This window comes from Streptomyces sp. FXJ1.172 (assembly GCF_001636945.3).
Classification (GTDB): Bacteria; Actinomycetota; Actinomycetes; order Streptomycetales; family Streptomycetaceae; genus Streptomyces.
Genome location: NZ_CP119133.2, coordinates 3,387,171 through 3,413,008 on the forward strand (window position 1 = coordinate 3,387,171; position 25,838 = coordinate 3,413,008).

Annotated in this window: 14 protein-coding genes and 1 pseudogene; 9 read left to right on the forward strand and 6 right to left on the reverse strand. The window is 71.9% G+C overall.

Translation table 11 applies throughout. The annotated features are described in order from the left end of the window. Positions 1–2: 2 nt before the first annotated feature. From A6P39_RS14860 to A6P39_RS14870, 3 genes are all read right to left on the reverse strand, one after another. Positions 3–770, reverse strand: coding sequence for an enoyl-CoA hydratase/isomerase family protein (locus A6P39_RS14860; RefSeq protein WP_067056014.1), 768 nt, complete (start codon positions 768–770; stop codon positions 3–5). 79 nt (positions 771–849) lie between these two features. Further along, positions 850–2,094, reverse strand: a complete 1,245-nt coding sequence (locus A6P39_RS14865) for a L,D-transpeptidase (protein WP_079133825.1) — start codon at positions 2,092–2,094, stop codon at positions 850–852. Between the two features lie 157 nt (positions 2,095–2,251). Continuing rightward, positions 2,252–3,481: a L,D-transpeptidase gene (locus A6P39_RS14870; RefSeq protein ID WP_199841036.1), complete on the reverse strand. Its 1,230-nt coding sequence runs from the start codon at positions 3,479–3,481 to the stop codon at positions 2,252–2,254. Between the two features lie 204 nt (positions 3,482–3,685). Between A6P39_RS14870 and glgX the strand changes: the two genes are divergently transcribed. Both glgX and A6P39_RS14880 read left to right on the forward strand, forming a co-directional pair. Continuing rightward, the gene (gene glgX / locus A6P39_RS14875) at positions 3,686–5,947 is read left to right on the forward strand and encodes a glycogen debranching protein GlgX (RefSeq protein WP_199841037.1); all 2,262 of its coding nucleotides are present in this window, start codon (positions 3,686–3,688) and stop codon (positions 5,945–5,947) included. A 208-nt stretch (positions 5,948–6,155) separates the two neighbouring features. Further along, complete coding sequence (locus A6P39_RS14880; RefSeq protein ID WP_443052869.1) at positions 6,156–6,716, forward strand: GNAT family N-acetyltransferase; 561 nt, start codon at positions 6,156–6,158, stop codon at positions 6,714–6,716. A gap of 19 nt (positions 6,717–6,735) precedes the next feature. Here the strand turns inward: A6P39_RS14880 and A6P39_RS14885 are convergent. Next, positions 6,736–8,592, reverse strand: a pseudogene (locus A6P39_RS14885) (ABC transporter ATP-binding protein); the annotation flags it as partial. Continuing rightward, positions 8,589–10,433, reverse strand: coding sequence for an ABC transporter ATP-binding protein (locus A6P39_RS14890; RefSeq protein ID WP_067056059.1), 1,845 nt, complete (start codon positions 10,431–10,433; stop codon positions 8,589–8,591). The gene A6P39_RS14890 and the pseudogene A6P39_RS14885, both read right to left, overlap by 4 nt. Positions 10,434–10,638: 205 nt before the next feature. On the opposite strand from A6P39_RS14890, the gene A6P39_RS14895 reads away from it, so the two are divergent. From A6P39_RS14895 to A6P39_RS14915, 5 genes are all read left to right on the forward strand, one after another. Continuing rightward, a complete protein-coding gene (locus tag A6P39_RS14895) occupies positions 10,639–12,387 on the forward strand; it encodes an ABC transporter transmembrane domain-containing protein (RefSeq protein ID WP_067056021.1) in 1,749 nt (582 codons plus the stop codon). After that, positions 12,384–14,165, forward strand: coding sequence for an ABC transporter ATP-binding protein (locus A6P39_RS14900; RefSeq protein ID WP_067056024.1), 1,782 nt, complete (start codon positions 12,384–12,386; stop codon positions 14,163–14,165). The genes A6P39_RS14895 and A6P39_RS14900 overlap by 4 nt, the downstream gene beginning before the upstream one ends. 279 nt (positions 14,166–14,444) lie before the next feature. Further along, positions 14,445–16,520, forward strand: a complete 2,076-nt coding sequence (locus tag A6P39_RS14905; RefSeq protein ID WP_067056029.1) for a M4 family metallopeptidase — start codon at positions 14,445–14,447, stop codon at positions 16,518–16,520. A 251-nt stretch (positions 16,521–16,771) separates the two neighbouring features. Next, positions 16,772–18,421 (forward strand): M4 family metallopeptidase, encoded by a 1,650-nt coding sequence (locus tag A6P39_RS14910; protein ID WP_067056061.1) that lies wholly within the window; start codon positions 16,772–16,774, stop codon positions 18,419–18,421. Between the two features lie 71 nt (positions 18,422–18,492). Next, the gene (locus A6P39_RS14915; RefSeq protein WP_067056032.1) at positions 18,493–19,014 is read left to right on the forward strand and encodes a DUF1990 domain-containing protein; all 522 of its coding nucleotides are present in this window, start codon (positions 18,493–18,495) and stop codon (positions 19,012–19,014) included. A 51-nt stretch (positions 19,015–19,065) separates the two neighbouring features. Here A6P39_RS14915 and A6P39_RS14920 read toward each other — a convergent pair whose 3' ends face one another. Then, the gene (locus A6P39_RS14920; protein ID WP_067056037.1) at positions 19,066–21,684 is read right to left on the reverse strand and encodes a glycosyltransferase family 1 protein; all 2,619 of its coding nucleotides are present in this window, start codon (positions 21,682–21,684) and stop codon (positions 19,066–19,068) included. 332 nt (positions 21,685–22,016) lie between these two features. On the opposite strand from A6P39_RS14920, the gene A6P39_RS14925 reads away from it, so the two are divergent. Both A6P39_RS14925 and treS read left to right on the forward strand, forming a co-directional pair. Next, positions 22,017–24,122 carry an alpha-1,4-glucan--maltose-1-phosphate maltosyltransferase gene (locus tag A6P39_RS14925; RefSeq protein ID WP_275883857.1) on the forward strand — a complete coding sequence of 702 codons (2,106 nt, stop codon included), beginning with the start codon at positions 22,017–22,019 and terminating at the stop codon, positions 24,120–24,122. Then, positions 24,119–25,837, forward strand: coding sequence for a maltose alpha-D-glucosyltransferase (gene treS / locus A6P39_RS14930; protein ID WP_067054086.1), 1,719 nt, complete (start codon positions 24,119–24,121; stop codon positions 25,835–25,837). Before A6P39_RS14925 ends, treS begins: the two co-directional genes overlap by 4 nt. The last annotated feature ends 1 nt before the right edge of the window (position 25,838 follow it).

The following is a 25,838-nucleotide window of genomic DNA, read 5'->3' on the forward strand; positions in this document are numbered from 1 at the left end:
GCTCAGCGGAACTTGGCCTTGCCCGGCCCCTCCTCCACGAAGCTGCGCATGCCCCTCTCGCGGTCCTCGGTGGCGAACAGGCCCGCGAACCAGTTCCGTTCGACGGTGAGGCCGGTGTCGATGTCGGCCTCCAGTCCGGTGTCGACCGACTCCTTCGCGGCACGCAGGGCGATCGCCGGGCCCTGGGCGAGCTTCGCGGCCCAGGCGTGCGCCTGCTCGTACACCTCGGCGGCCGGGACGACCCGGTCCACCAGGCCGATCTCCAGCGCCTCGGCGGCCTTGACCTGACGGCCCGTGAAGATGAGGTCCTTGGCCTTGGAGGGGCCGATCAGCCGGGGCAGCCGCTGGGTGCCGCCCGCGCCCGGGATCAGGCCGAGCAGGATCTCGGGCTGGCCGAGCTTGGCGTTGTCGGCGGCGATGCGGAAGTCGGCGCACAGGGCCAGTTCGCAGCCGCCGCCGAGGGCGTAGCCGGTGACGGCCGCGACGACGGGCTTGGGGATGCGGGCGACGGCCGTGAAGGAGTCCTGCAGGGCGCGGGCGCGCAGGATCATCGCGGTGTGATCCATGTCCTGCATCTCCTTGATGTCCGCGCCGGCCGCGAACACCCGCTCGCCGCCGTAGATCACCACGGCGCGTACGTCGTCGCGGCGCGTGACCTCCTCGGCGAGTTCCTTCAGCCGGTCCTGGGTGGCGACGTCCAGCGCGTTCATCGGCGGCCGGTCGAGACGGAGGGTACCGACGCCTTCGGCGACTTCGAGATTGACGGTCATGGAGGCAGGTTAACGGGGACTAACGCGGGCGGGCCCGGTGCCGTCCGTCACAGCACCGGGCCCGTCCGTCGGGCAGGGGTCACTTCTTCCAGTCGGCCCAGGACATGTTCCAGCCGTTGAGCCCGTTGTCCGGGTCCACCGTCCGGTCGTGGGCGTGCTGGACGACGACCACGTCGCCGATGAGCGAGTGGTCGAAGAACCAGGCCGCCGGGGTGGAGCCGTCGTAGCCGCCCTGCACGTCCCGCAGGCCGATGCAGCCGTGGCTGGCGTTGTAGTTGCCGAAGGCGTCGCCGCCCCAGTAGTTGCCGTGGGCGAAGGTGCCGGAGCCGGTCAGGCGCATGGCATGCGGGACGTCCTTGATGTCGTACTGCTTGCCGTAGCCCACCGTCTCGCTGTCCATGCGGGTCTCGGTGAGCTTCTCGCTGATGACCATCTGGCCGTTCCAGGTGTCGTAGCCGGGCTTGCCGGTGGTGACCGGGAGGGTCTTGATGACCTTGCCGTCCTGGGTGATCTTCATCGTGTGCGTCCTGGCGTCCACGACGGAGACCTGGTTGCGGCCGATGGTGAACGTGATGGTCTTGTGCTGGTTGCCGTAGACCCCCGAGCGGCCCTCGACGCCGTCGAGGTCGAGGTCGACGGTGACCTTCGTGCCTTCCTTCCAGTACTTCTCGGGGCGGAAGTCGAGGCGGTCGTTGCCGAACCAGTGGCCCTCGACGTCGACCGCGGGCTGCGTCGTGATCTTGATGGACTTCTCGACGGCCTGCGGGTCGGTGATGCCCCGGGTGAAGTTGACGGAGAACGGCATGCCCACGCCGACCGTGGAGCCGTCCTCGGGGGTGAAGTAGCCGAGGAAGGTGTTCTTCGGGGTGAGAGTGGTGAAGCTGGAGTCCTCCGCGGCCTCGCGGCCCTCGGAGTCCTTCGCGACCGCGTGCACCGTGTACCTGGTGGCGGCGGCCAGATGCGTCGACGGCGTCCAGGAGGCGCCCCCGCCGGTGATGCTGCCGTCGATCCTCGTGCCCTTGGCGTCCTTGACGGTCACCTCGGTCAGCTTGCCCCTGGCCACGCCGACCTTGAGCGCGCCGCTCGTGTCGACGCCCCTGGCGCCGGACTTCGGCGAGATGGTGACGGCTGCCGTCGACTGCTGCCTGCCCTGCTGGGTGCCGGCCCCCTTGCCGTCGTCCGGGCCCTTGCCGCCGCCCCCGCCGCAGGCCGCGAGCGACAGCGCCAGGGCGCCGGATATCAGTGCCGGACCCGTGATGCCCCGCCATCCCCCACGGCCTCGCCGCCCCGCCGCCGACGCCCCCGGTATTGGCCGCACGTTCAAGTCGTCTCCCCTCGCCGGGCCTGGCCGGGCCCGCTCCCCACCACTTTGGTGCGCGCATATTAACCGCCTGGTTTTGAGCGGGGTGTCAGGCGAATGTCACCGTTGCGTCGCAACTTCCGCCCGTCACCACGGCCCGCACCGAAGGCCGTTCACCTGGTTACTTCTCCGCGCCGCCCGCTTTCCACTCCTTCCAGGTCATGTTCCACCCGCCGAGACCGTTGTCCGCGGCCACCGTCCTGTCGTTGCTGCCCACCACTTCGACGACGTCACCGATGAGACTGCGGTCGAAGAACCAGCCCGCGGGCGTGTCCGAACGGCCGCCCCTGACGTCCATGAGACCCACGCACCCGTGACTGACGTTGACGTGCCCGGGGGCGCCCGGCGACCAGTAGTTGCCGTGCACGAAGGTCCCGGAGTCGGTGAGCTTCATGGCGTGCGGGACGTCGGGGATGTCGTACTCGCCGCCGAAGCCGACCGTGCGGCTGTTCATGCGGGTGACGTCCTGCATGTCCATCACCACCATCTTGCCGTTGTACGTCGGGTGCTGCGGGGCGCCCGCGGTGATCGGCACGGTGGCGAGCAGCTGGCCGTCGCGCCGTACCTGCATGGTGTGCTGCGCGGCGTTCACCAGGGAGACCTGACTGCGGCCGATGGTGAAGGCGAAGGACTTGTCCTGCAGTCCATAGATGCCGGGCGCCCCTTGGACGTCCCTCAGGTGCAGGTCGACGGTGACCGCGGTGCCGGGTTTCCAGTACTGCTCGGGGCGGAAGTCCAGGCGGCTCCCGCCGAACCAGTGCGGCCGGATCTCGACGGGCGGCTGCGCGCTCACGCGGACGGCGCGTTCGACGGCGGCGCGGTCGGCGATCTCCCGGCTGAAGGACAGCGAGACGATCATGCCGGTGCCGACGGTGGCGCGGTTCTCGGGGGTGACGTAGGCGATGAACCGCTGGTCGGGGACGAGGGTGGTGAAGGTGGTGTGCCGGGCCGAGCGGCGGCCCCGGGCGTCGTACGCCACCACGTCGACGGTGTACTTCGCGGCGAGCGCGAGCCGGTCGTCGTCCGGCTGCCAGGTCCGTCCGTCGGGGCTGATGCGGCCGGCGACCGGGGAGTCCTGTGCGTCCTGCGACTTGACGACGCCCACCCGCACCAGGTGCCCGTCCGGCACCGTGACCCGCAGGCGCCGGTCCGGGCGGACGTCCTTGCCGCCGTCGTCGGGGCTGACGCGGATGACGCCCCCCGCTGCCGGGGGATCGCCGAACATCCCGCCCGGCCCGAACGGGCCGATGCCCCCGGAGCAGCCCGCCAGCAGTGCCGCCCCCGCCAGTACCGCCAGTACCGCCGCCAGCGCGGCCCCCGCGCGCCGTGCGCGTCCTTGTACGTGCCTCACGCGGGACTCAACGAGCGGGCCCGCTCGGGGGAAACGTGAGTGCGACGCACGCGCTGGGCAGAAGAGAGGGAAGGACGACACGTTGGGGAGCCGCCGCGCCCGCACCGGAGCCGTAAGGGGCGCAGCCGCATTCGGAGAGCCGAGCGGGCTGCTCTGCGCATGCGGCGGACTGCGCCGCCCCCGGGCTGAAAGAGGGGCCGACAGGTGACGAGCGCAGCTAAGCGGCGGGCACCGGCCGGGGAGCCGGCCGCCGGGACCGGGCAGCAGCCGGCCGTGGTGAACGGCGCCCGGCACGCCGCGGTGCCGGCCCCCGTGGTCTGGCCGGGCGCGCCGACACCGCTGGGGGCCCGGTTCCGGGTCGGCCCGGACGGGGTCGCGGGCACCAACTTCGCGCTGTGGGCGGCCGGCGCGGAGGCGGTGCGGGTGTGCCTCTTCGACGAGCACGGCCGGGAGACCCGGGTCCGGCTGACCGAACTGACGCACGAGATCTGGCACGGCTTCGTGCCCGGGGTGATGCCGGGCCAGCGCTACGGCTACCGGGTGGACGGCCGCTGGGACCCGTGGACCGGCGCGCGCTGGAACCCGGCCAAGCTGCTGCTGGACCCGTACGCGCGGGCGGTGGACGGCGAGTACTCCGCCTTCGGGCTGTCACCGGAGTTGTACGGGCACGTCCGGGACTGGCCCCAGCAGCATGTCGCCGACACCGTGCGCGACGACCGGGACTCGGCGCCGTACGTGCCGAAGGGGGTCGTCGTCGACGATGACGACGACTGGGAGGACGACCGGCGGCCGAAGACCCCGTGGGCCGACTCCGTCATCTACGAACTGCACGTGCGCGGCTTCACCAAGCTGCATCCGGGGATTCCCGAGGAGCTGCGCGGCACCTACGCCGGCCTCGCGCACCCGGCGGCCGTCGAGCACCTGGTGAAGCTGGGCGTGACGGCCGTCGAACTGCTGCCGGTCCACCAGTTCGCCCATGAGGACCACCTGCTGCGCCGGGGCCTGAGGAACTACTGGGGCTACAACTCCATCGGCTACTTCGCCCCGCACGCCGGCTACGCGGCCACCGGGACGACGGGCCAGCAGGTCGGCGAGTTCAAGCGGATGGTGCGCGCGCTGCACGCGGCCGGCATCGAGGTCATCCTCGACGTGGTCTACAACCACACTGCGGAAGCGGGCGAGTTGGGGCCGACCCTGTCCCTGAAGGGCATCGACAACCGCGGCTACTACCGCCTCCAGGACGACGCCCGCCGCTACGCCGACTACACCGGCTGCGGCAACACCCTGCACGTGGTCCAGCCCCAGGTGCTGCGGCTGATCACCGACTCGCTGCGCTACTGGGTGACCGAGATGGGCGTCGACGGCTTCCGCTTCGACCTCGCGGCGGCGCTGGCCCGCTCGATGCACGACGTCGACATGCTCTCCCCCTTCCTGGCGGTCATCGCCCAGGACCCGGTCCTCAGGCGCGTCAAGCTGATCGCCGAACCGTGGGACGTCGGCTCGGGCGGCTACCAGGTGGGCGCGTTCCCCCCGCTGTGGACCGAGTGGAACGACCGCTACCGCAACGCCGTCCGTGACTTCTGGCGGCACGCGCTGCCCGACGTACGGGAGATGGGCTACCGCCTGTCCGGCTCCAGCGACCTGTACGCCTGGGGCGGCCGGCGCCCCTATGCGTCGGTCAACTTCGTCACCGCGCACGACGGGTTCACCCTGCGCGACCTGGTGTCGTACGAGCACAAGCACAACGAGGCCAACGGCGAGGACAACCGGGACGGCACCGACGACAACCGCTCATGGAACTGCGGGGCGGAGGGCGAGACCGACGACGAGGAGGTACGTGCGCTGCGCCGCCGTCAGCTGCGCAATCTCCTGACGACCCTGCTCCTGTCCACCGGAGTGCCCATGCTGGTGGCCGGCGACGAACTCGGGCGCACCCAGCGCGGCAACAACAACGCCTACTGCCAGGACAACGAGATCGGCTGGCTGGACTGGTCGCTGCTGGACGACCCCGCCTGGCGGGCGCTGTGCGACCTGACCGCCCGGCTGATCGCCCTGCGCCACCGGCATCCGGTGCTGCGCCGCCGGGCCTTCTTCTCGGGCCGGGCGCACTCGGCGGACGGGCTGAGGGACCTGGCCTGGTTCACCGCGCGGGGCGCCGAGATGACCGAGGGCGACTGGTACGCGCCCGCGGCCACGCTCGGCATGTACCTCTCCGGGCGGGACATCCCGGGCCGGGACGAGCGGGGAGCGCCGGTCGTGGACGACAGCTTCCTCGCGGTGCTGCACGCGGGCGAGTCGCCGACGGGCTTCGTGCTGCCGGGGCCGCCGTGGGCGAAGCGGTACGAGGTGGTCGTGGACACCTCCCGGGAGGACCAGGCCGAGCCGCCGGGCACGGTGCATCCGGCGGGGGCGCGGATCACGGTGCCCCAGCGGTGCGTCCTGCTGCTGAAGGTGACCGAAGAGTGATCCGGCCGCAGGCGGGCCCGGCCCGGGAACTAGTGCCCCGGCAGGCAACGTTCGCCCCGTCGCGACGCCCGGCACGCCCTCTCGCCGCACCGCCCGGAAGCCCAAGTACGTCCAGTACGAGGGCATCCGGCCGGCACACCGAGAGCACGCACCGGACGCCGCTCCTTGACGGGCAAACGTTGCCTGCCGGGGCACTAGACTTGCCGGGGTGATCATTCCCCCCGAAATGCTGCCGGACGGCGTCGTGTTGCGGCTGCTCTCCCCCGATGACGCCGAGGCACTGCACGCCGCGTACGTGGCGAACTGGAAGTTCCTCGCTCCTTGGGAACCCCACCGTCCGGACAGCTTCTTCACCGTCGAGGGGCAGGCCGAGCGCATCGCCGAACGGCTGGCGGAGTTCGCGGAACGACGCGTCGTGCCCTGGGTGTTCGAGAGCGACGGCTCGATCGTCGGTACGATCACGCTCACCGGGCTGGTCCTCGGGCCGTTCCGCAGCGCGTCCATGGGGTACTGGGTGGCCGCCGACCGGCAGCGGCGGGGGCTGGCCGGCGCGGCGGTGGCGAGCGCCTGCCGCACGGCTCGCGACATCGTCGGCCTGCACCGCGTCGAGGCCAGCACGCTCCTCGACAACACCGCGTCGCAACGCGTGCTGGCGAGGAACGGTTTCGAGCCGATCGGCATGGCTCCGCGCTATCTGCACATCAACGGGGAATGGCGGGACCACCGTCTGTTCCAGCGGATTCTGCACGACGCTCCGCCGCCGGCCTGACCGCCGCCGGGGCGCGCCGGGCCAGACTGTCCCGCCACGCCTTGTGCAGGGCGGCGAACCGGCCCGTGCCGGCGATCAGTTCGGCGGGCCGGCCGTCCTCGACGATCCGGCCGTGTTCCATCACCAGGACCCGGTCGGCGATCTCGACCGTGGACAGGCGGTGGGCGATCACCACCGCCGTGCGGCCGCGCAGCACCGTCGTCATCGCGCGCTGCACCGCCTGCTCGCCCGGGACGTCCAGGGAGCTGGTCGCCTCGTCCAGGATCAGGACCGCCGGGTCGGCGAGCAACGCCCGGGCGAAGGAGACCAGTTGCCGCTGTCCGGCCGAGATGCGGCCGCCGCGCTTGCGGACGTCGGTGTCGTAGCCGTCGGGCAGTTCGCTGATGAACTCGTGGGCGCCGATGGCCTTGGCCGCCCGCTCGATCTCCTCGCGCGAGGCGTCGGGCCGGCCGATGGCGATGTTGTCCGCGACCGTCCCGGAGAACAGGAACGCCTCCTGGGTCACCATGACCACCCCGCGCCGCAGTTCCGGCACCGGCAGCTCGCGCAGGTCGACCCCGTCCAGCAGGACCCGGCCGCCGGAGGGGTCGTAGAAGCGGGCGAGGAGCTTGGCGAGGGTGGACTTGCCCGCGCCCGTGGAGCCGACCACCGCGACCGTCTGCCCGGCCGGGAGGGTCAGGTCGAAGCGGGGCAGCACCTCGCCGCCGGTGCGGTAGCCGAACCGGACCGCGTCGAAGACGACCTCCCGGCCCGGCGACTCGCCTTTGCGCGGCGGGAGTTCGCGGGGCGCCGCCGGCTCCGGCACGGACGGGGTCCGGGCCAGCAGCCCGGCGATCTTCTCCAGGGATGCGGCGGCCGACTGGTAGGAGTTCAGGAACATCCCGAGCCGGTCGATCGGATCGTACAGCCGCCGGAGGTAGAGCACCGCGGCCGCCAGCACACCCAGCTCCAGCGAACCGCTCGCCACCCGGTAGGCGCCCCACAGCACGATCCCCGCGACGGCCGTGTTGGCCACCAGCCGGGAGCCGACCACGTAGCGGGCCATCTCCAGCATGGCGTCGCCGTTGGTGCGTTCGTGCCGCCGGTTGAGGACGGCGAACTCGGCGTCGTTGACCGCCTCGCGGCGAAAGGCCCGCACCGGGCGGATGCCGTTCATCGTCTCCACGAACTTCACGATCAGCGCGGCGATCGCGGTGGACCGGGCGCGGAACACCCGGCCCGCGCGCCGCTGGTAGCTGCGCACGAGCAGGTGCAGCGGCACGAAGGAGGCCACCGCGACCGCGCCCAGGCCGAGGTCCAGCCACAGCAGCAGCGCGGAGATGTAGACGAAGGACAGCACGACGGTCACCAGCTCCTGGAGGCCGTCGTTGAGCAGTTCGCGCAGCGATTCGACGTCCGTCGTGGCGCGCGAGATCAGCCGGCCCGAGGTGTAGCGCTCGTGGAAGTCGACACTCAGCGCCTGCGCGTGCCGGAAGATGCGGCCGCGCAGCTCCAGCAGCACGTCCTGGCTGACCCGGGCGGAGGTCTCGATGAACGCGCTCTGCAGCCCGCCGGCCAGCAGCGCGCACAGCAGATAGCCGACGCCCACCGCGATCAGCGGGCCGTGCCGGTGGTCACGGAAGGCGGGTACGGCGGTGTCGATGGCGTACGCCACCAGCAGCGGGCCCGCCTGCACCGCCGCCAGCTGGAGCAGCAGCAGGACCGTCGTCCCTGCGGCCCGGCCCTTCATGGGCGCGAGCAGCGAGCGCAGCAGGGCGCCCGTGGCGCCGGGCTCGGTGGGCAGTACGTCCCGGTCGAAGGCGTCGCCGTCCTCGCCCCCGGGGCCGGGGAGTTCGTCGTCCGCGGCGGCGGGGACGGAGGCGGTCGTGGTGGTCAACGGGAGTCCTCCGTATCCCCAAAGCGGCCGGATTCTCCGGACATCAGGCGCGCGTACTCGGCGTTGGTGCGCAGCAGTTCGTGGTGGGTGCCGACGGCGGCGATCCGGCCGCCCGAGAGCAGGGCGACCCGGTCGGCGAGCAGCACCGTGGACGGGCGGTGGGCCACGATCAGCGCGGTGGTGTCGGCGAGGACCTCGCGCAGCGCGGCCTCCACGGCCGCCTCCGTGTGCACGTCCAGGGCGGACAGCGGGTCGTCCAGCACCAGGAACCCCGGCCGGCCGGCCACCGCGCGGGCCAGTGCGAGGCGCTGGCGCTGGCCGCCGGAGAGGCTGAGGCCCTGCTCGCCGACGCGGGTGCCGGCGCCGTGCGGGAGGGCGTGGACGAAGCCGGCTGCCTGCGCCACGCCGAGCGCCCGGTCCAGTTCCGCCTCGCCCGCGTCCGGCCCGGCGCCCATGAGGACGTTCTCACCGACGCTCGCCGAGAAGAGGGTGGGCTCCTCGAAGGCCACGGCGACCTTGGCACGCAGCTCCTGCCGGGGCATCGCGGCGATGTCCGCGCCGTCGAGGGTGATACGGCCCGAGGTGACCTCGTGCAGCCGTGGCACGAGCGCGGTGAGCGTGGTCTTTCCGCTGCCGGTGGCTCCGACGAGGGCCATGGACTCGCCGGGGCGGATGTGGAGGTCGATGCGGGAGAGCAGGGGCGGTGAGCCGGGGGGCGCGTCGGGGTAGCGGAACTGGACGTTCTCGAAGCGGAGTCCGCAGCCGCCCCCGGGAGCCGTCCCTCGATTCCGCCCGCCCCCGACCGTGCCGGCTTCCGGTTCTTCCGACTCTTCCGGTTCTTCCGGTTCTTCCGGTTCCTCGTCCATGACCTCGAAGTACCGCTCGGTCGCCGTGGCCGCCTCCTGGCTCATCGCCAGCATGAAGCCGATGGAGTCCACGGGCCAGCGCAACGCGAGGGCCGTGCTCAGGAAGGCCACCAGGGTCCCCGCCGACAGCCCGCCGTCGGCCACCCGCACCGCGCCCAGCACCAGCGCCGCCCCGATCGCCAGCTCGGGCAGTGTCACCATGACACCCCAGACCGCGGCCAGCAGCCGTGCCTTGCGCAGCTCGGTGCCGCGCAGGGACCCGGTCAGTTCGCCGAACGCCCGCGCCTGGCTGCGGTGGCGGCCGAAGCCCTTGATGACGCGGATGCCGAGCACGCTCTCCTCGACCAGCGTCGTCAGGTCGCCGACCTGGTCCTGCGCCCGCCGGGACACCATGGCGTACCGCCGCTCGAAGACCGCGCAGGTCCACATCACGGGGATCGTCGGGGCGAGGATGATCAGCCCCAGCACCCAGTCCTGCACCAGCATGATCACCACACCGGCCAGGATGGTCACGCCGTTGACCAGCAGGAACGTCAGCGGGAAGGCGAGGAACTGACGCAGCAGCATCAGGTCGGTGGTGCCCCGGGAGAGCAACTGGCCCGACGCCCAGCGGTCGTGGAAGGCCACCGGCAGCCGCTGCAGGTGCCGGTACAGCCCCGCCCGCATCTCCGCCTCCACGTGCGACAGCGGCCGGGCCACCAGCCACCGGCGCAGGCCGAACAGCAGCGCCTCGGCGATGCCCAGCAGGAGCAGGCCAAGGGCGCCGAGCCACACTCCGGCCGGGTCGCGGCCGGCGACCGGTCCGTCGACCATCCACTTCAGCACGAGCGGGATCACCAGCCCCGTGAGGGAGGCGACGACCGCGACGAACGCGGCCGTGAACAGCCGTGCCCGCACGGGGCGTACGCAGGGCCACAGCCGCAGCAGCGTGCGGACGGCGGAGCGGTCCTCGGTGGTTGCACGTGTCGTGGGCATCACCGCGAGCGTACGGACCGGCACCGGCGTCGCCCACCGAGTTTCGGCCGGACCCGGCTCCGTCGCTGGTCCTACGACCGGGAGCGGCCGAGCGGCTGAACACCGGTCCTGGACCGCCGGCCCGGCCGTTATTCGCTGGAGCCGCCCTCCCGGCCCCCGATAGGTTCGGCGTTTCCCAGCGGGGGCCGAGCCGAGCGGGGGATGGATGATCGACGCGTACGAGGATCCGGGGGTGCCCGACACCCGGGGCGGCTGGCGGTATCTGTGGTGGCTGGTGTGGCGGCAGCCGTTGCGGTCGGTGGGCGGGGCCGCGCTGGGCAGTGTGTGGATGGTGCTGCTGGCCGCGCAGCCGTACATGATGGCGCGGGCCGTGGACGACGGGCTGGTGCCGGGGCGGCTGGGGGTGCTGGCCGCCTGGGCCGGGGTGATGTTCCTGGTGGGGGCGGCCAACGCCTGGCTGAGCATCATGCGGCACCGCACCATGACCCGGGTGCGCATGGACGCCAACTTCCGCACGGTGAAGGCGGTCGTGGGCCATGTGGTGCGGCTCGGGGCCGCTCTGCCGCGCCGGTCGGGGGCCGGGGAGGTGGTGACCATCGGGGTCGGTGACGTGCAGACGCTCGCGCAGGCGCTGACCGTGGTCGGGCCGGGCGTCGGCTCGGTCGTGGTGTACGCGGTGGTGGCCGGGCTGCTGCTCGCCGTCTCGGCGCCGCTGGCCGCCGTCGTCCTGCTCGGGCTGCCGCTGCTGGCGCTGCTCACCGGGCCGCTGACGCTGCGGTTGCAGGGCGCGGAGAGCGAGTACCGGGAGCGGCAGGGGGTACTGACCGCGCGCATCGGGGATCTCGCCGGAGGGCTGCGCGTCCTCAACGGGCTGGGCGGGAAGTCGTTGTTCGCCGATGCCTTCCGCACGGACTCGCAGGCGCTGCGGGCGCAGGGGTACCGGGTCGGCGCGGTGGCCAGCTGGGTGCAGGCGCTCGGCGTCGGGCTGCCCACCCTGTTCCTGGCCGTCGTCACCTGGCTGGCCGCCCGGCTCGCGGCCCAGGGATCCATCACTGTAGGCCAGTTGGTGTCCGTGTACGGCTATGTCGCGGTGCTGATCGGGCCGGTGGCGTTCCTCGTGCAGATGGCGTACGACCTGAACCGCGGCGTGGTGGCCGCGCGCCGGGTCGTACGGCTGCTGCGGCTGGAGCCGGACCCGGACGAGGGCACACTGCCCGCGCCCGACGGCCCGGCCGAGCTGTACGACCCCGCGTCCGGGGTGCGGATCGCGCCGGGCCGGCTGACCGCGCTGGCCGCCGCCCGGCCCGCCGAGGCCGCCGCCGTGGTCGACCGGCTCGGCCGCTTCGGGCCGACCGACGCGGTCTGGGGCGGGGTCCGGCTGGACGCGATCCCGCTGGCACAGGTCCGCGCGCGCGTACTGGTCGCGGACAACGAGGCCGACCTGTTCGCCGGGCCGCTCAGGGAGGTCGTGGCCGTCGAGGGCGCGGTCGACGAGGCTGCGCTGCGCCGGGCGCTGTACGCCGCCGCGGCCGAGGACGTCGTACGCGGGCTGCCGGACGGGGCGGACTCGGCCGTCACCGGGCAGGGGCGCAGCCTGTCGGGCGGTCAGCGGCAACGGGTGCGGCTGGTACGGGCGTTGCTGGCCGACCCGGAGGTGCTGCTCGCCGTGGAGCCGACCTCGGCGCTGGACGCGCACACGGAGGCGACGGTCGCCGAGCGGCTGCGGGCGGCACGGGAGGGCCGTACGACGGTGGTGACGTCGACGTCGCCGCTGGTGCTGGACCGCGCGGACACGGTCGTGTTCCTGGCCGGCGGCAAGGTGGCGGCGGCCGGCCCGCACCGGCGGCTGCTGGCCGAGGAGCCGGGCTACCGGGCCCTGGTCGCCCGGGATGTGGAGGAGCGGCCCGCCGGACGGGACGCGCAGGCCGAGGACGCCGAGGGGGTCGTACGGTGACGGCGGGCGAAGGGCTGCTGCCGGTCGCGGACCGGGGGCAGGTGCGGCGGGCCGTGGTGCGGCTGGTGCGCGCCGACGGGCGGGCGTTCGGCGCCGCGCTGCTGCTGAACGCGCTGGCGGCGGGCGCCGGGCTGGCCGGGCCGTGGCTGGTCGGGCGGATCGTCGACACGGTGCGGGCCGGGGTGCGCTCCGGGCACGGGGCCGGTGCGGTGGACCGGCTGGCGCTGTGGATCCTGCTGTGTTCGCTGGCGCAGCTGCTGCTGGCCCGCTGGGCGCGGTACGTGGGCTACCGGTTCGGGGAGCGGACGCTGGCCCGGGTGCGCGAGGAGTACGTCGAGCGGGTGCTGGCGCTGCCCGCGTCCGTGGTGGAGCGCGCCGGCACCGGCGATCTGACCGCGCGCGGCACGGCGGACGTGGCGACCGTCGGCACGACGCTGCGGGACGTCGGCCCGGAGCTGCTGGTCAACACCGTGCAGGCGCTGTTCGTGCTGGGCGCGGTGTTCGCGCTGGACCCGCTGCTCGGGGCGTTCGGGCTGCTCGGACTGGCCCCGGTCTGGCTGGCGCTGCGCTGGTATCTGCGCCGGGCCCGCGACGGCTATCTCGCCGAGGGTGCGGCGACGTCCCAGACCGCGGAGATCGTCGCCTCCACGGCGGCCGGGGCCCGGACGGTGGAGGCGTTCCGGCTGCGGCAGCGGCGGGTGACGGCGAGCCGGGACGCACTGGAGGCCTCGCGCCGTACCCGTTTCCACACGCTGTTCCTGCGGACGGTGTTCTTCCCGGCGGTCGAGGTGACGTACACCGTGCCGGTGGCGGGCGTGCTGCTGGTCGGCGGGTGGCTGCACGGGCGGGGTGCGGTCGGGGTGGGCGCGGTGGTGGCCGCCGCGCTGTATCTGCGGCAGTTCACCGAGCCGCTGGACCAGATCCTGATGCGCGTGGAGCAACTGCAGTCCAGCGGGGCCTCGTTCGCCCGCGTGGAGGGCCTGGCGCGGGCGTCCCGCCCGGGCGGCGGGGCGGGCGGCTGCCCGGTCCCGGCGGACGACCGGATCGACGTGCGCGATGTGCGGTACGCCTACGAACGCGGCGGCGAGGTGCTGCGCGGGGTGGATCTGACGGTACGGCCCGGGGAGCGGCTCGCGGTGGTGGGTCCCTCCGGCGCCGGCAAGACGACGCTCAGCCGGCTGCTCGCGGGCATCGACCGGCCCGGGGCGGGCACGGTGACGGTGGGCGGGGTGCCGGTCGCCGAGCTGGCGCCGGAGCTGCTGCGCCGCCAGGTGGTGCTGGTCACGCAGGAGCACCATGTGTTCCTCGGCACGGTCCGCGACAACCTGCTGATCGCCGAGCCGGAGGCGACGGACGGCGATGTGTGGGCGGCGCTCACGGCGGTGGGCGCCGACGACTGGGTCCGCGGCCTGCCGGACGGCCTCGACACCCGCCTGGGCCCGGGGGGCACGGCCACCGACGGCTCGCAGGCGCAGCAACTCGCCCTGGCCCGGGTGGTGCTGGCCGACCCGCACACCCTGATCCTCGACGAGGCGACGGCTCTGCTGGACCCCACCACGGCCCGCCACACCGAACGCGCCCTCGCCGCCGTCCTCGAGGGCCGCACGGTCATCGCCATCGCCCACCGCCTCCACACGGCCCACGACGCCGACCGCGTGGCGGTCATGGAGAACGGCCGCCTCACTGAACTGGGCACGCACGAGGACCTGGTGACGGCGGGGGGCGCGTACGCGGCGCTATGGCGGACCTGGCACGGGGATACGGCCCAGGAGGCGTGAGGGGGATCCTCGCCTGCCTGCCCAACGATCCGCATACCGAACATGAACATCCGGTCAACGACCGTTTTCCGGCCAAGTTTGTGACGCGGTCCTGACAGCCAGGATGATCCCCTGCCACTCTTCCCAAGCCGCCTCACAGCAACCCCACGACTGCACGTGCTCGTGCCCGGGCGGCCCGCACCTCCAGCTCCGCGCACGTCCTGTTCTGCCCGGACGCCCCAACCCACCGTCCGGTCTCCCCTGGCCGCGTGACCCACGGCCATGCAGAAGGAGTCAGTGTTGAGACGCAATTCCTCTCGCGGACGCACCTCCCACACCCCGCAGTTCCGCACCGCGCACCGTCGTAGCGCCACCCTCGCCCTCGCCGGTGTCGCCGCGCTGATCGCCGCCGCCGTCCAGTCGGGCGCGGCCAGTGCCGCACCGGCGCCCGCGCCGCACGCCGGCAAGGCGAACCCAGCGCACATGGCGCTGAAGCTCACCCCCTCGCAGCGCGCCGAGCTGCTGCGCGACGCCGACGCCGCCAAGGCCGCGACGGCGCGGTCGATCGGCCTCGGCGGCAAGGAGAAGCTGACCGTCAAGGACGTCGTGAAGGACGCCGACGGCACGCTCCACACCCGCTACGAGCGCACCTACGCCGGCCTGCCCGTCCTCGGCGGCGACCTGGTCGTGGACAGCAACAGGTCCGGCAAGACCATGGACGTCGTCCGGGCCACGAACGCCAGGGTCCAGGTCGCCGGTCTCACCCCCAAGGTGTCCGAGGCGGCCGCCGAGAAGCAGGCCGTGCAGCGGGCGAAGGCGCGCGGCGGCACCAGGCCGGCCGCGGACAGCGTCCGCAAGGTGATCTGGGCGGCGACCGGCAGGCCCGTCCTCGCCTACGAGACGGTCGTCGGCGGCCTCCAGGACGACGGCACCCCGAACCAGCTGCACGTCATCACCGATGCCGCCACCGGCAAGAAGCTCTACGAGTACCAGGGCATCGAGACCGGCATCGGCAACACGCAGTACAGCGGGCAGGTCACGCTGACCACGACCCACTCGGGCTCGTCGTACACGCTGACCGACGGCTCGCGCGGCGGGCACAAGACGTACAACCTGAACCACGGCAGCGACGGCACCGGCACGCTGTTCTCGCAGAGCAACGACACCTGGGGCGACGGCACCACGTCCAACGCGGCCACCGCGGGCGCCGACGCCGCCTACGGCGCGCAGGAGACCTGGGACTTCTACAAGAACACCTTCGGCCGCAGCGGCATCAAGAACGACGGCGTGGGCGCCTACTCCCGCGTGCACTACGGCGATTCGTACGTCAACGCCTTCTGGGACGACAGCTGCTTCTGCATGACCTACGGCGACGGCTCGAACAACGCCGACCCGCTGACCGCGCTGGACGTGGCCGGGCACGAGATGAGCCACGGCGTCACCGCCAACACCGCGGGCCTGGACTACAGCGACGAGTCCGGCGGCCTGAACGAGGCCACCAGCGACATCATGGGCACCGGCGTGGAGTTCTACGCCAACAACGCCTCCGACCCCGGTGACTACCTCATCGGCGAGAAGATCAACATCAACGGCGACGGCACCCCGCTGCGCTACATGGACAAGCCCAGCAAGGACGGCAGCTCCGCGGACTCCTGGTACTCGGGCGTCGGCAACCTCGACGTGCACTACTCCTCCGGGATCGCCAACCACTTCTTCTACCTGCTGAGCGAGGGCAGCGGAGCCAAGACGATCAACGGCGTCAGCTACGACTCGCCGACCTCGGACGGGCTTCCCGTGACCGGAATCGGCCGGGACAAGGCGCTGCAGATCTGGTACCGGGCGCTGACCACCAAGTTCACCTCCACCACGAACTACGCCGACGCCCGCACCGGCACCCTCGCGGCGGCCGGCGAGCTGTACGGCACCTCCAGCGCCGAGTACGCCGCGGTCGAGGACGCCTGGGCGGGTGTCAACGTCGGCTCACGCTCCGGCGGTGGCGGCGGTGGCGGTGGCGGTGGCGGCACCGGTTCGACGTACGACAACAACACGCAGATGGCGATCCCCGACAACGGGCCCGCCATCACCTCGGCCGTCACCGTCTCCGACCGGAGCGGGAACGCGCCCGGCAATCTCCAGGTGAGCGTCGACATCACGCACACCTGGCGGGGCGACCTGGTGATCGACCTCGTCGGCCCGTCCGGCACCGCCTACCGGCTGAAGAACTTCAGCGCCTCCGACTCGGCCGACAACGTGAAGGCGACGTACACGGTCAACGCCGCCGCCGAACCTGCCAACGGAACGTGGAAGTTGAGGGTGCAGGATCAAGCCAGTCAGGACACGGGCACGCTCAACGACTGGAAGCTGATCTTCCCGTAAGCCGCAGGCCGCAGGCCCGTCACCACGGGACCGTCCGGGGGTTCGGCACCTCCGGACGGTCCCGGTTCACACGCCTGAAATGTTTCCCCGGCGGTCGTCTTTCAGCCAACATCACTTAAGGGTCCTGACATGTACGCGCCCTTGATGTCACTCTCTCTCCACCCGCCGCAGCAGCACAGCAACTTCACGACCCCACACAGCCGGGCCGGTAACCCCACACTGCCCGGACTCCCCACATGAAGGAGCTTCAGGTGACCCCCCGCTACGCGCGTCACAAGCGCACCACTCTGGCCATCGCCACCGCTGTCGCAGCCGGAGCCCTGCTCTCCACCGGGCTGACCACCAGCGCTTCCGCCCAGCCCACGGCCAAGGCGCAGGCCGCCGCGCCGGCCGCGCTGTCCGCCTCCACCCACGCCTCCCTGATCCAGCAGGCGCAGGGCAACGCCGTCGCCACCGCACAGCAGATAGGCCTCGGCGCCAAGGAGAAGCTGATCGTCAAGGACGTCGTCAAGGACGCCGACGGCACGCTCCACACCCGCTACGAGCGCACCTACGCGGGCCTGCCGGTGCTCGGCGGCGACCTCGTCGTGCACACCGCCAAGTCCGGCAAGACCAAGGGCATCACCAGAGCGACCAAGGCGGCCATCAAGGTGGCCTCGCTCAAGCCGCAGATCACCGCCGCCAAGGCCGAGAAGCTCGCGGTGTCCGCCGCCCGGACCCTCGGCTCCGCCAAGTCCGCCGCGGACGGCGCGCGCAAGGTGATCTGGGCCGCCTCCGGCAAGCCCGTCCTCGCCTACGAGACGATCGTCGGCGGATTCCAGGACGACGGCACCCCGAACCAGCTGCACGTCATCACCGACGCCGCCACGGGCAAGAAGCTCTTCGAGTACCAGGGCATCGAGAACGCGACCGGCACCGGCAAGACCCTGTACTCGGGCACCGTCGGCCTCACCGTCAACCTGTCGGGCTCGACGTACCAGCTGAACGACACCTCGCGCGGCGGCCACAAGACCTACAACCTGGCCCGCAAGACGTCCGGCACCGGCACCCTGGTCACCAACTCGACCAGCACCTTCGGCACCGGCACCGCCTCCAGCTCCTCCAGCAACCAGACGGCCGCCGCCGACGCCGCCTACGGCGCGCAGGAGACCTGGGACTACTACAAGAACACCTTCGGCCGCAGCGGTATCAAGAACGACGGCAAGGCCGCCTACTCCCGCGTCCACTACGGCAGCTCGTACGTGAACGCCTTCTGGGACGACAGCTGCTTCTGCATGACCTACGGCGACGGCTCGAACAACACCGACCCGCTGACCTCGCTCGACGTGGCCGGCCACGAGATGACCCACGGCGTCACCGCCAACACCGCGGGCCTGGACTACAGCGGCGAGTCCGGCGGCCTGAACGAAGCGACCAGCGACATCCTCGGCGGCGTCGGCGTGGAGTTCTACGCCAACAACGCCAATGACCCCGGTGACTACCTCATCGGCGAGAAGATCAACATCAACGGCGACGGCACCCCGCTGCGCTACATGGACAAGCCCAGCAAGGACGGCGGCTCGGCGGACTCCTGGTCATCCTCCGTCGGCGACCTGGACGTCCACTACTCGTCCGGTGTCGCGAACCACTTCTTCTACCTCCTCTCGGAGGGCAGCGGCGCCAAGACGATCAACGGCGTGTCCTACAACTCGCCGACGTCCAACGGCTCCACGGTCACCGGCATCGGCCGGGACAAGGCGCTCCAGATCTGGTACAAGGCGCTGACCACGTACTTCACCTCGACCACCGACTACGCCGGTGCCCGCTCGGGCACCCTGTCGGCGGCGGCGGACCTGTACGGCTCCAGCAGCACCGAGTACAAGACGGTGGCGGCTGCCTGGTCGGCGGTCAACGTCAACTGACACACATCCAGTCGAGCGCGAGGCGGCACCCGGTGGGAGGAACCTCCGGGTGCCGCCTACGCTTGTGACCCATGTCCTCGGCGCCCTTCACCTACGAGCCGGCCGGTGCGACCCGCGACGACCTGACGTACTGCCCGCCCGGCTTCCACCCCTTGTTCGTGCGCACCCGCATCGGCGAGGGTCACACACTCTTCCAACGGGCGGCCGAGGCGGTCCTCACCTGGGAGATGCACCGCGCGATGGGCGTGGGCATCGACGCCACCGCCCATCGCGCGGCCCCCGGTGTCGGCGTCACCGTCACCTTGGCGGGCCTGCTCAAGGCGCCCTGCCGCATCATCTGGACCGCGGAGGAACCCCGCCGGGCCGGCTGGGCCTACGGCACCCTGGAGGGCCACCCCGAGTGCGGCGAGGAGGCCTTCCTGGTCGACCGCACCGGCGACGGCACGGTCTGGCTGACGGTGGCCGCGTTCAGCAGACCGGCCAAGTGGTACGCCAGGGCCGCCGGCCCGGCGACACGGGGCCTGCAGCACGCGTACGCCCGCCGCTGCGGGGCGGTGCTGAAGAAGCTGTGCGCGGGGCTGTCCGAGGAGTGACCCGCAGGGTGACCGCCCCGCCGAGGGCGTGACCCCCTCGCCCCGCGCCGCTCACCGCAACAACACCCCCGCCCCCTCCGCCACGTCCTGCGACGGCACCGCCACCAGCCCCGGCTCCGCGGCCGAGGCGAGGAGGCGGTGGGTGGGCAGGATGCGGACCGTGTAGCCGTAGGGGCCCGTGCGGTCGAGGGAGAGGGGGCCCTCGTAGAGCAGCCGGCCCTCCAGATCCGGCGTGCCCGCCGGCTTCAGCGGGACCACCTCCGCGTCCGTGATGCGGTCCTCCGCGTCCACCCGGCCGGAGACCGCCTGGACCTCCACGTCGTCCGGGGTGAGGTCGCCGAGGGCCACCCGCACGCGCAGGCCCACGGTGGTGCCCAGTTCCGCCGTGGACGCCGTCGCGGTCGTCTCCACGTGGTCGACGCTGACGCCGGGCCAGGCCGCCCGCACCCGGGCCTTCCAGGCGGCCAGTTCCCCGGCCGTGTCCGGGGTCAGTGCGCGGTGGGACTGGGCCGCGGGGGTGTAGAGGCGGTCCACGTACTCCCGGACCATGCGCCCGGCCAGCACCTTCGGGCCCAGCAGGGTGAGGGTCTGGCGGACCATCTGGATCCAGCGGTCGGGCAGGCCCGCGCGCCCGCGCTCGTAGAAGCGGGGGGTGACCCGCTGCTCCAGCAGGTCGTACAGGGCCGCCGCCTCGATGTCGTCGCGCCGCTCCGGGTCGGTGCCCGCGCCGTCCGCCGTCGGGATGGCCCAGCCGAAGTCCGGCTGGAACCACTCGTCCCACCAGCCGTCCAGGACGGAGAGATTGAGACAGCCGTTGAGCGCCGCCTTCATCCCGCTCGTACCGCAGGCCTCCAGCGGGCGCAGCGGGTTGTTCAGCCAGATGTCACAGCCGGGGTAGAGCTTCTGCGCCATCGCCATGCCGTAGTCCGGCAGGAAGACGATGCGGTGGCGCACGCGCGGGTCGTCGGCGAAGCGGACCAGCTCCTGGACGAGGCGCTTGCCGCTGTCGTCCGCGGGGTGCGCCTTGCCGGCGACCACGATCTGCACCGGGCGGTCCGGGTGGAGCAGGAGTTCCATCAGGCGGTCGCGGTCGCGGAGCATCAGCGTCAGGCGCTTGTACGACGGGACCCGGCGGGCGAAGCCGATCGTCAGCACGTCCGGGTCGAGGACGTGCTCGATCCACCCCAACTCGGCGTCCCCGGCGCCGCGTTGACGCCACGACGCGCGCAGCCGCTCGCGCACCTCCTGCACCAGCTGTTCGCGCAGGGTGCGGCGCAGCTCCCAGATCTCCTGGTCCGGGATGTGCGCGACCGAGTCCCAGCGCTCGGAGCCGCCGACGGTCAGCGCGTCCTCGGCCCGCTGGGCGCCGACCTCCCGGGCGCCCAGCCGCAGCACCTCCGGGGCCACCCAGGTCGGCGCGTGCACCCCGTTGGTCACGGAGGTGATCGGCACCTCCTCGGCGTCGAATCCCGGCCACAGTCCCGCGAACATCTCCCGGCTGACCTGCCCGTGCAGCAGCGACACCCCGTTGGCCCGCTGGGCCAGCCGGAGCCCCATCACCGCCATGTTGAACAGGTTCGGCTCGCCGCCCGGGTACGTCTCCATGCCGAGCGCCAGGATCCGGTGCACCTCGATGCCCGGGAGTTCGGCGTCGGGCCCGAAGTGCCGGGCGACCAGCTCCCGGTCGAAGCGGTCGATGCCGGCCGGGACCGGGGTGTGCGTGGTGAACACCGTGCCGCCGCGCACGGCCTCCAGGGCCGCGTCGAAGTCGAGCCCGGCCGCGCACAGTTCGGCGATCCGCTCCAGGCCGAGGAAGCCCGCGTGTCCCTCGTTGGTGTGGAACACCTCCGGCTGCGGGTGCCCGGTGAGGCGGCAGTACGCCCGCACCGCCCGCACACCCCCTATCCCGAGCAGCATCTCCTGCAGCAGCCGGTGTTCACCGCCGCCGCCGTAGAGCCGGTCGGTCACCCCGCGTTCGCCGAGGTCGTTCTCCTCCACGTCCGAGTCGAGCAGCAGCAGCGGCACCCGGCCGACCTGCGCCAGCCAGATCCGCGCGCGCAGCGCCCTGCCGCCGGGCAGCGCGAGCGAGAGCTGCGCCGGGGTGCCGTCGGGCTCCTTCAGCCGGGTCAGGGGCAGCTCGTTGGGGTCGAGCACCGGGTAGTGCTCCTGCTGCCAGCCGTCGCGGGACAGCGTCTGCCGGAAGTACCCGTGCCGGTACAGCAGCCCGACCCCGATCAGCGGTACGCCGAGGTCGCTGGCCGCCTTCAGATGGTCGCCGGCGAGGATGCCGAGGCCGCCGGAGTACTGGGGCAGCGCGGCCGTGATGCCGAACTCCGGGGAGAAATAGGCGACCGCGGCGGGCAGCCCGTCCGCCTGGGTCTGGTACCAGCGTTCGCCGGTCAGATAGTCGTCGAGGTCGTCGGCGACCGCGGTCAGCCGGCGCAGGAACCGCCGGTCCCCGGCCAGCTCGGCCAGCCGCGCCGGCCGCACCCGGCCCAGCAGCCGTACCGGATCGCCCTGGGCCGCGGCCCAGGCCTCGGGGTCGACGGACCGGAACAGGTCGCGCGTTTCCGCATGCCAGGACCAGCGCAGATTGCGCGCCAGGTCGCTCAGCGGCCGGAGGGGTTCGGGGAGAACGGGACGGACGGTGAACCGACGGATCGCCTTCACACTTCCACCTCGGACGCGTCGCGGGGTGAGACGTACGGCGCGCCGCACGTCTCGTCGTCACTGCCGACGGTAGTGGTTACCGGGGGGTCGGTGGGGATGTGCCGGGCGGGGTGTCGGGGCGTGCGGAAGCGGTCGCGGGGTAACCGGGAAAAGGGGGCCGGTCCGACGGGTGGACATACGCGCGAGTAGTTAACAAAGTGCCGGATTGCCCACCCGAACAGGGTGGGAAGGCTCCTCCGGTACACACCCCACAGGCGCACCACAGCACCTCGCAGGACCCACCTCCCCACACCCATCCGCCCACACCCACGTTGACGCGGACAGGAGCGGTCATGCCCGCCACGCACCACTCGTCAGGACCCCCGACAAGCAGCAGGACCCCGGCGGCCGCGAAGAAGGCGACGGCCAAAAAACCGGTAAAACCCGGTGCCGGGAAGAAGGTGTCACCGCCGCCGGCCGGCTCTCTCGGCCGGATCCCCGTCCTCGACGTACGCCCCGTGGTCCAGCAGGGGCGCAGGCCGGCCAAAGCGGTGACCGGTGAGGCGTTCGAGGTGTCGGCCACCGTCTTCCGGGAGGGGCACGACGCCGTCGCGGCGAACGTGGTGCTGCGCGACCCGGCCGGGCGGCCCGGACCCTGGACGCCGATGCGCGAACTCGCCCCGGGCACGGACCGCTGGGGCGCGACCGTCACCGCCGGCGAGCCCGGCCGCTGGACGTACACCGTGGAGGCCTGGTCCGACCCGCTGGCCACCTGGTGGCACCACGCGCAGATCAAGATCCCGGCCGGCCTCGACACCGAGCTGGTCCTGGAGGAGGGCGCCCGGCTGTACGAGCGCGCGGCGGCCGGCGTCCCGAAGGCGCACCGGCCGCTCGTACGAAGGACGGTGGCGGCCCTGCGCGACGAGAAACGGCCGGCCGCCTGGCGCCTCGCGGCGGCCCTGGCCCCGGAGGTGCGGGCGCTGCTGGTCCGTCATCCGCTGCGGGAGCTGGTGACCGCTTCCGATGCGATGCCGTTGCTGGTGGAGCGGGAGCGGGCGCTGTTCGGTTCCTGGTACGAGTTCTTCCCGCGTTCGGAGGGCACTCTCGCGCGGCCGCACGGCACGTTCCGTACGGCCGCGCGCCGGCTGAAGCCGATCGCGGACATGGGCTTCGACGTCGTCTACCTCCCCCCGGTGCATCCCATCGGCACGACCTTCCGCAAGGGCCCGAACAACACTCTCACCGCCGGTGTGGACGACGTGGGTGTGCCGTGGGCGATCGGTTCGCCGGAGGGCGGGCACGACGCGGTCCATCCCGCCCTGGGCACGCTGGAGGACTTCGACCGTTTCGTGGGCCGGGCGCGGGAGTTGGGCCTGGAGGTGGCCCTGGACTTCGCGTTGCAGTGCTCCCCGGACCATCCGTGGGTGGAGAAGCATCCGGAGTGGTTCCACCACCGGCCCGACGGCACGATCGCGTACGCCGAGAACCCGCCGAAGAAGTACCAGGACATCTACCCCATCGCGTTCGACGCGGACATGGACGGGCTGGTCGCGGAGACGGTGCGGATCCTGCGGCACTGGATGGGCCACGGGGTGCGGATCTTCCGGGTCGACAACCCGCACACCAAACCGGTGGTGTTCTGGGAGCGGGTCATCGCCGAGATCAACGGCAGGGACCCGGACGTGATCTTCCTGGCGGAGGCGTTCACCCGTCCGGCGATGCTGCACACCCTCGCCCAGATCGGCTTCCAGCAGTCGTACACGTACTTCACCTGGCGCAACAGCAAGCAGGAACTGACCGAGTACCTGGGCGAGTTGACGGGTGAGGCGGCGGCCTACATGCGGCCGAACCTGTTCGTGAACACCCCGGACATCCTGCACGCCTACCTCCAGCACGGCGGGCGGCCCGCGTTCGAGGTGCGGGCCGTGCTCGCCGCGACCCTCTCCCCCACCTGGGGCATCTACAGCGGCTACGAGCTGTGCGAGAACACCCCGCTGCGCGAGGGCGGCGAGGAGTACCTCGACTCCGAGAAGTACCAGCTCAAGGCCCGCGACTGGGCGGCCGCCGAACGCGAGGGCCGCAGCATCGCCCCCCTGATCACCCGGCTCAACACCATCCGCCGCCGGCACCCCGCCCTGCGTCAGCTGCGCGATCTGCACTTCCACCACGCCGACAAGGACGCGGTGATCGCCTACTCGAAGCGGAGCGGGTCGAACACGGTTCTGGTGGTCGCCAACCTCGACCCCCACCATACCCAGGAGGCCATGATCTCGTTGGACATGCCGCGACTCGGCCTGGACTGGCACGAGTCGGTGCCGGTGCGCGACGAGCTGACCGGCGAGACCTATCACTGGGGCAGGGCCAACTACGTGCGCCTCGAGCCGGGCCTGAGGCCCGCGCACGTCTTCAGCGTCCTGCGACCGTCCAACCCGCAGACCGGAGGGTCACCCACCACATGACCGTCAACGAGCCCGTTCCGGACACCTTCGAGGACACACCTGCCAAGGACCGGGACCCGGAGTGGTTCAAACGCGCCGTCTTCTACGAGGTCCTGGTCCGCTCCTTCCAGGACAGCAACGGCGACGGAATCGGCGACCTGAAGGGTCTGACCGCCAAGCTGGACTATCTGCAGTGGCTCGGCGTGGACTGCCTGTGGCTGCCGCCGTTCTTCAAGTCACCGCTCAGGGACGGCGGTTACGACGTCTCGGACTACACCGCCGTGCTCCCGGACTTCGGGGACCTCGCCGACTTCGTGGAGTTCGTGGACGCCGCCCACCAGCGCGGCATGCGCGTGATCATCGACTTCGTCATGAACCACACGAGCGACCAGCACCCGTGGTTCCAGGAGTCCAGGCGCGACCCGGACGGTCCGTACGGGGACTACTACGTCTGGGCCGACGACGACAAGCAGTTCCCCGGCGCCCGGATCATCTTCGTCGACACCGAGGCCTCCAACTGGACGTACGACCCCGTACGCAAGCAGTACTACTGGCACCGCTTCTTCTCGCACCAGCCGGACCTGAACTACGAGAACCCGGCGGTACAGGAGGAGATGATCTCCGCGCTGAAGTTCTGGCTGGATCTCGGTATCGACGGGTTCCGGCTGGACGCCGTGCCGTACCTGTACCAGCAGGAGGGCACCAACTGCGAGAACCTGCCGGCGACCCACCAGTTCCTCAAGCGGGTGCGCAAGGAGATCGACAGCCAGTACCCGGACACCGTGCTGCTGGCCGAGGCCAACCAGTGGCCGGAGGACGTGGTCGACTACTTCGGGGACTACGCCTCCGGCGGCGACGAGTGCCACATGGCCTTCCACTTCCCCGTCATGCCGCGCATCTTCATGGCGGTGCGCCGCGAGTCCCGCTACCCCGTCTCCGAGATCCTCGCCAAGACCCCGGCGATCCCCTCGAACTGCCAGTGGGGCATCTTTCTGCGCAACCACGACGAGCTGACCCTCGAGATGGTCACCGACGAGGAGCGCGACTACATGTGGGCCGAGTACGCCAAGGACCCGCGGATGCGCGCCAACATCGGCATCAGGCGCCGCCTCGCCCCCCTCCTCGACAACGACCGCAACCAGATCGAGCTGTTCACCGCCCTGCTGCTGTCCCTGCCCGGCTCGCCGATCCTGTACTACGGCGACGAGATCGGCATGGGGGACAACATCTGGCTCGGCGACCGCGACGCCGTACGCACCCCCATGCAGTGGACCCCCGACCGCAACGCCGGCTTCTCCTCCAGCGACCCCGGGCGGCTGTTCCTGCCGACGATCATGGACCCGGTCTACGGCTACCAGGTCACCAACGTGGAAGCCGCGATGTCCTCGCCCTCCTCGCTGCTGCACTGGACCCGCCGCATGATCGAGATCCGCAAGCAGAACCCTGCTTTCGGACTGGGGACCTACAACGAGTTGCAGTCCTCCAACCCGGCGGTGCTCGCCTTCCTGCGGGAGGCCCCGTTGTCGGCGGAGGGAGGGGACGACCTCGTGCTGTGCGTCCACAACTTCTCGCGCTTCGCCCAGCCCACCGAGCTGGACCTGAGCCGGTTCAGCGGGCGGCACCCGGTCGAGCTGTTCGGCGGGGTCCGCTTTCCGGCCATCGGCTCGCTGCCGTACCTGCTCACCCTCGCGGGCCACGGCTTCTACTGGTTCCGGCTGCGCCGGGACGCCGTCTAGA

What these genes read in the sequence shown, in the direction of transcription:
- A6P39_RS14860 (WP_067056014.1), bottom strand. Translation starts at nt 770, where the DNA reads ATGACCGTCAATCTCGAAGTCGCCGAAGGCGTCGGTACCCTCCGTCTC.
- A6P39_RS14890 (WP_067056059.1), bottom strand. Translation starts at nt 10,433, where the DNA reads ATGCCCACGACACGTGCAACCACCGAGGACCGCTCCGCCGTCCGCACG.
- A6P39_RS14895 (WP_067056021.1), top strand. Translation starts at nt 10,639, where the DNA reads ATGATCGACGCGTACGAGGATCCGGGGGTGCCCGACACCCGGGGCGGC.
- A6P39_RS14915 (WP_067056032.1), top strand. Translation starts at nt 18,493, where the DNA reads ATGTCCTCGGCGCCCTTCACCTACGAGCCGGCCGGTGCGACCCGCGAC.
- A6P39_RS14925 (WP_275883857.1), top strand. Translation starts at nt 22,017, where the DNA reads ATGCCCGCCACGCACCACTCGTCAGGACCCCCGACAAGCAGCAGGACC.
- treS (WP_067054086.1), top strand. Translation starts at nt 24,119, where the DNA reads ATGACCGTCAACGAGCCCGTTCCGGACACCTTCGAGGACACACCTGCC.